This window comes from Kitasatospora sp. NPDC004272 (assembly GCF_053603035.1).
The window spans coordinates 1-5975 of the sequence record NZ_JBSGET010000098.1 but is presented as its reverse complement, the minus strand read 5'-3'; the positions used below and the strand labels follow the sequence as shown (position 1 = coordinate 5975).

The window sequence follows — 5975 nt, the reverse complement described above, 5'->3', positions numbered from 1 at the left end:
CGCCCCGACGCGCACCTTCCCCAACTCGCCGGAATCCTCAGCAACTTCGCCGTGCAACTGCAACTCCTCGGGCGGTACGAAGAAGCCCTGAGCGCCATCGAGGAGGCCATCCGGATCCGTCGCGCCCTGTCTGCCGTCCACCCCGATGTCCATCGTCCCGACCTCGAAACGTCCCTGCGGGTGCAGTCCTTGCTCCGGGCGCAGCAGGACGCCACCGAACAGCCCCCGACCTGACCCTCCCGGAAGGCCCGCCCGGGCCGGTGAACCGTCGGGGCCGGCCGGGCCGTACCTACGGAGAGGGAGCTCGTGGGCCGGTGGGCCGGGCGCTCCCGCAGGACGGACCGCGAGGCAGTCGAGGAGCTTCTGGTGGGGACGAACACGGGCGGGAACGACGCGCAGGGTGCGGGCGGGGGCATCCAACTGCCGTCGGTGGCCTGGGAGATCGAGGAGCCGGAGCCGGAGCCCGAGCGGGTCGCCGCGCCCACGTACGGCCGGGTGCTGCCCGACCCGAACCGCAGGCGTCCCGCCGCCCCGGCCCCGGCCGTCCCGGAGTACGGCCGCACCGAGCCGGCCGAGCCCGTTCCCTCCGCCGAGCCCGTCCCGTCCGCCGAAGCCGTCGCGTCCGCCGAGAGCGAGCGGACCGAGCCCGGGGGCTTCCCGTTCCCGGCGCCGGAGGCCGAGGCGCAGCCGGAGGAGCAGCCGTCGCGGCGGAGCCGCAAGCCGGTGGTGATCGCCGCGGTGGTGGCGGGGGCGCTGCTGCTGGGGCTGCCGTTCGCGCTCTCGGGTGGCGGCGACGGCGGCCAGGGGGCGGGGGACGGGGCCCGGGCGGGTCAGTCCCCGGCGGCCGGGCCCGAGTTGGGTGAGCTGGCGCCGACCCCGGGGCCGGACGACCCGACCGCCGTCGCGGTGCCGGTGGACGTGGCCCCGCCGTCGCCGGGTGACTCCGGGGCGCCGTCCGCGAGTCCGTCCGCCGGCGCCCCGGGTGCGCCGAGCGGCAGCGGCAGCCCGTTCACCAAGCAGGGCGGCACCGGCGGCTCCACCGGCAGCGGCCCGAGCGGCGGCACGGGTGGCGGCACGGGTGGCGGCACGGGTGGCGGCACGAGCGGTGGCGGTGCGGTCGCCCCCGTCGTCCCGGTCCCGGCCGGCTCCCCGGCCAACCCCCCGGCGAACCCCCAGTCCCCGCCCCCGGCCCAGCCGCAGGCGCCCGCCCCGGTCGCCTTCAGTGCCGTCGCGGGCCTGGGCTGCACCCTCGGCATCGACCAGAACGGCCGCTGGACGGAGGGCACCACCGGCTGGACGACCAGCTCCACCGGCGGCTACACGGGCTCGGGCTGCAGCGGCACGTACACCTCGCTGCCGATGTCCGGCGACACCGGAAAGGACAACGGCGGCGGCTCGGTGCTGTGGGCGTTCAGCACCGCCCCGGTCACCGCCGGGACGTGCAGGCTCTCGGTGTTCGTCCCGAACAACAGCGACCCGAAGGCCGTGGGCGGCAAGCCGACGTACTACACCGTGCAGCGCTACTTCACCACCGGCGAGGGCACCATCGGCGCTTTCACCATCGACCAGACCGCCAACCGCGGCAAGTGGGTGAACGCCGGCAGCTTCCCGGTCACCGCCGGGAAGCTCGCCGTGATGCTGCACAACCGGGGCGTCGACTACGGCAGTTCCAACCTGAACGGGGCCCACCACGCGGCCTCCGCCGTGCGCGTCGACTGCACGGCGGCGTAAGCCCGCCGTTCGCACGAGCCCATTCGGAAGTCCAGCGGGGAGAGGAAGGCCAGCCCATGTCGCGCCACGTGCTGACGGTGTGTCCGGAGCAGCGGGACGGCCGGTACCGCACCATCGGCGAGGCGCTGGCGGCCGCCCGCAGCGGGGCGGTGATCTCGGTGCGGCCCGGCCGGTACGAGGAGAACCTGGTGATCGGCAAGCTGGTCACCATCACCGCCGCCGAGGCCCGCGGCAGCGTCCGGATCACCGCCCGGCGCGGCTGCGTGGTGCAGGTGACGGCGGAGGCGGTGCAGCTGACCGGGCTGGTCGTGCAGGGACAGGACGAGGAACTGCCCGCCGTCGACGTGCCGCGCGGGCAGGCCGCGATGCAGGACTGCGAGGTGGTCGGCAGCTCGTGGACGGCGCTGCTGACCCGCGGCGAGGGCTCGCTGGCGATGCGCGGCTGCCGGATCACCAACCCGGCCGGCGCGGGCATCGTGGAGACCTCCACCGGCGGCAGCGTGGTCGAGGACTGCGTGATCGAGCACCTGGGCAGCTCGGCGGTGGTGATCGGCGACGACGCCGACCCGCTGGTGCGCAACTGCGTGCTGCGCGACGCCCGCGGCAACGGGGTGTGCGCCAACGGCCGGGCCCGCGGCACCTTCGAGGACTGCGACATCTCGGTGACCGAGAAGCCCGGCGTCGCCCTGGAGGAGCACAGCAGCACCCGCCTGCTGCGCACCACCGTCCGGGACGCCACCATCGGCGTGTACATCAGCTCCGCCGAGCAGGTGCGGCTGGAGGAGTGCACCGTCACCGGCACCTCCGGGCACGGCTTCGCACTGGCCGGCGGCACCGACCCGCACCTGCGCGGCTGCCGGGCGGTGCGCACGGCGGGCCACGGCATCCACGTGACCGGCCGCTCGCGCGGCACCTTCGAGGACTGCGAGGTGGCCGGCGCCCACGGCACCGGCATCTGGGTCGGCGACTCCGCCGGGCCGGTGCTGCACCGCACCATGGTGCGCGAGTGCGGCGCCGACGGCGTCGAACTGACCGGCGGCAGCGCCGCCGACCTGGACCGGCTGGAGGTCCGCGACGTCACCGGCACCGGCGTGCTGATCACCGACGGCGCCAACCCCCGGCTGCGCCGCGCGGCCGTCCACCGGGCCGGGGCGGACGGGGTGGCCGCGCTGCGCGACGGGCGCGGCCAGCTGGAGAAGGCCGAGGTGCTGGACGCGGGCCGGGCCGGGATCCGGATCGCCGACGGCGCGGACACCCGGATCGGCGACAGCACGGTGCGCGGTTCCGGCGGCTCCGGCGTGCTGGTCGGCCGGGTCGGCACCGCGACGCTGCGGGACTGCGAGGTGACCGGCTCCGCTGAGGACGGCGTCACCGCCGAGGACGGCGCCGAACTGAACGGCACCCGGCTGCGCTGCACCGGCAACCGCCGGCACGGCGTGCGCCTGGGCGGCGGGGCGCGGGCCGTCCTGGTCCGGCTCACCGCCGAGGAGAACGCCGGCGACGGCCTGCGCACCGACTCCGACGGCCCGGTCCGGCTCACCGACTGCACGCTCTCCCGCAACCGGGGCTCCGGCCTGCGGCAGACCGTGCCCGGCGAACGGCTCGCGCTGGAGGGACTGGTCAGCGCGGAGAACGGCCTGCCCGACGCGCACGGCACCGCCGCCGCGAGCCCGTCCGCCGCGGACCCGTCCGCCGCCGGTCCGTCCGCCGCCGTCCCCGCTCCGGCGGAGGGGCAGCCCGCCGTCCAGACCGCCCCCGCCGCCCCGGCCGGGCCGCTGGAGGTGCTGGAGTCGCTGGTCGGCCTGGCCGGGGTCAAGGAGCAGGTCGCCACCCTGGTCAACCTCAACAAGCTGGCCCGGCGCCGCGAACTGGCCGGGCTCCCCGCCCTCCCGATGAGCCGCCACCTGGTCTTCGCGGGCCCGCCCGGCACCGGCAAGACCACCGTCGCCCGGCTCTACGGCAGCATCCTGGCCGAACTCGGCGTGCTGCGCGAAGGACACCTGGTCGAGGTCACCCGGGCCGACCTGGTCGCCTCGGTGATCGGCGGCACCGCGCTCAAGACCACCGAGGTGTTCCGCTCCGCGCTCGGCGGCGTGCTGTTCGTCGACGAGGCGTACACCCTCTCCACCGGCGGGGGCGGCAGCGGCCCCGACTTCGGCCGGGAGGCCGTCGACACCCTGGTCAAACTGATGGAGGACCACCGCGCGGACGTCGTGGTCATCGTGGCCGGCTACTCCGCCGAGATGACCGACTTCCTCGCCGTCAACCCCGGCCTGGCCTCCCGGTTCAGCCGCACCGTCGAGTTCGCCAACTACTCGGTCGACGAACTCGTCACCATCGTCGGCCGCACCGCCGCCGGACACGGCTACGAACTCGCCGAAGGCACCGCCGAAGCCCTCCGCACCCTGTTCGAACGACTGCCCAGGGGCGAGGACTTCGGCAACGGCCGGGCCGCCCGCAAGGTCTTCGAGGAGATGGTCGACCGGCAGGCCACCCGGCTCGCCACCGGCGCCGAGATCTCCGACCAGGACCTCGCCCGGCTGCTCGCCGAGGACGTCGCCCCCGTCGACGGCCCGGCCGCGACCCGCGGCGACGGCACCGCGCTCCTCGCCGAACTGCGCGCCATGGTCGGCCTGCCCGGCGCCAAGGAACAGGTCGAGGACCTGGTCGACCTGCTCCGGCAGACCCGCCGCCGCGAACAGGCCGGCCTGCCCACCGCCCGGATCAGCCACCACCTGGTCTTCGCCGGCCCGCCCGGCACCGGCAAGACCACCGTCGCCCGGCTCTACGGCAGGCTCCTCGCCGAACTCGGCGTCCTCCCCGGCGGCCAACTCGTCGAGACCGCCCGCGCCGACCTGGTCGGCCGCTACATCGGCCACACCGCCCAACTCACCAAGGAAGCCTTCGACCGGGCCCGCGGCGGCGTCCTGTTCGTCGACGAGGCGTACACCCTGACCCCACGGCACGGCAGCGGCGCCGACTTCGGCCAGGAAGCCGTCGACACCCTGATGAAACTCATGGAGGACCACCGCGACGAGGTCGTGGTGATCGCCGCCGGCTACGAGGACGAGATGCGGCACTTCCTCGCCTCCAACCCCGGCCTCGCCTCCCGCTTCACCCGGCAGATCGAGTTCGGCCACTACACCGACGAGGAACTCGTCACCATCGTCGGCCACCACGCCGAAACCGCCGGCTACACCTGCGCCCCGCACACCCTGGACGCCCTGGCCCGGCACTTCGCCGCCGTCCCCCGCGACCGCACCTTCGGCAACGGCCGCTTCGCCCGCCAGACCCTCGAAACGATGATCACCCGCCAGGCCCGCCGCCTCGGCCGCCTCGACGTCACCGACCTCTCCGAACTCAGCCTGCTGCTCCCCGAGGACCTCGCCCCGCACCGCCCGACCCCCGGCGCCGCCGGATGAACGCCGCCCCACGGGCGACCGGGCCCGCCCGAGCCGCTGCCGCGCCGGTGCCCGCCCGGAGCGGCGCCGGGGCGGCGGTCCCGTCCGCAGCCGGTGCCCGGGGCCGAACTCGCCCGGCCCGGAAGGGCGTTCACCGCTACGGGCCGGTCGGCGCAGCCGGTGGTGCGGCCGATGGCGCGAGGCCGCCCGTCCCGCCGGTGCCTGCGGTGGTGGCCTCGCTCGTGCTGCTCGCGCCGGTGCCTGCGGCAGGGGCCTTGCCCGTGCTGCCCGTGCTGCCCGTGCTGCCCGTGCTGTTCGCGCCGGTGCCTGCGGCGGTGCCCCCACCCGTCCCGCCCGTTCCGCTCGCGGCCCCGCCCCGGCGCCGCCCGGGCGGACGGTTCGGCGCCCGCCCCGCCCCGTCCACCGGTCTGCCGGTCCGTCCGGGGAGCGCCGGGTGAACCCCTCCCGGCCCGCCCGGGCCCGGCCCGCCGCCTGCGCGGCCGCCGCGCTCGTGCTGCTCGGCCCGTCCGGCGTGGCCGGGGCGGCGGTGGCCGACGGTGCGTCACCGGCCGCCGCCGACCTGCCGGTCGTCACGCAGACCCTCCCCGGGGTCCAGCAGGACGGCTGCCGCCGGCCGTCCGGCAGGACCGCCGACCGGACCCCCTGGGAGCGGGCGTACCTGCGGCCGGAGGCGGCCTGGCCGTACGGGCGCGGGGCCGGGGTGACGGTGGCCGTGCTCGGGTCGGGACAGGTCCGCACGAGCAGCCGGGCGTAGGCGGCCATGAACGGGGAGGCCATGGTGACGGTGTTGCGGTCGGGCAGGACGTAGTGCTCGCCGCCGTC

Annotated in this window: 4 protein-coding genes; all 4 read left to right on the top strand. The window is 76.3% G+C overall.

Going from position 1 to position 5975, the window contains the following annotated elements:
- Positions 1–234 (top strand): tetratricopeptide repeat protein (locus ACWEO5_RS26405; protein ID WP_452164728.1); only part of this gene is annotated, 234 nt, incomplete at its 5' end.
- A 132-nt stretch (positions 235–366) separates the two neighbouring features.
- Entirely contained in the window at positions 367–1731 is a 1365-nt protein-coding gene (locus ACWEO5_RS26400) for a hypothetical protein (RefSeq protein WP_452164727.1), read from the top strand.
- A gap of 56 nt (positions 1732–1787) precedes the next feature.
- On the top strand, positions 1788–5153 hold the full coding sequence (locus tag ACWEO5_RS26395; RefSeq protein WP_452164726.1) for a right-handed parallel beta-helix repeat-containing protein: 3366 nt from the start codon (positions 1788–1790) through the stop codon (positions 5151–5153).
- Positions 5154–5586: 433 nt separating this feature from the next.
- Positions 5587–5907: a hypothetical protein gene (locus tag ACWEO5_RS26390; protein WP_452164725.1), complete on the top strand. Its 321-nt coding sequence runs from the start codon at positions 5587–5589 to the stop codon at positions 5905–5907.
- Positions 5908–5975 lie beyond the last annotated feature (68 nt).

Excerpts from the sequence above, each read along its gene's own strand:
- ACWEO5_RS26395 (WP_452164726.1), top strand. The coding sequence starts at position 1,788 with ATGTCGCGCCACGTGCTGACGGTGTGTCCGGAGCAGCGGGACGGCCGG.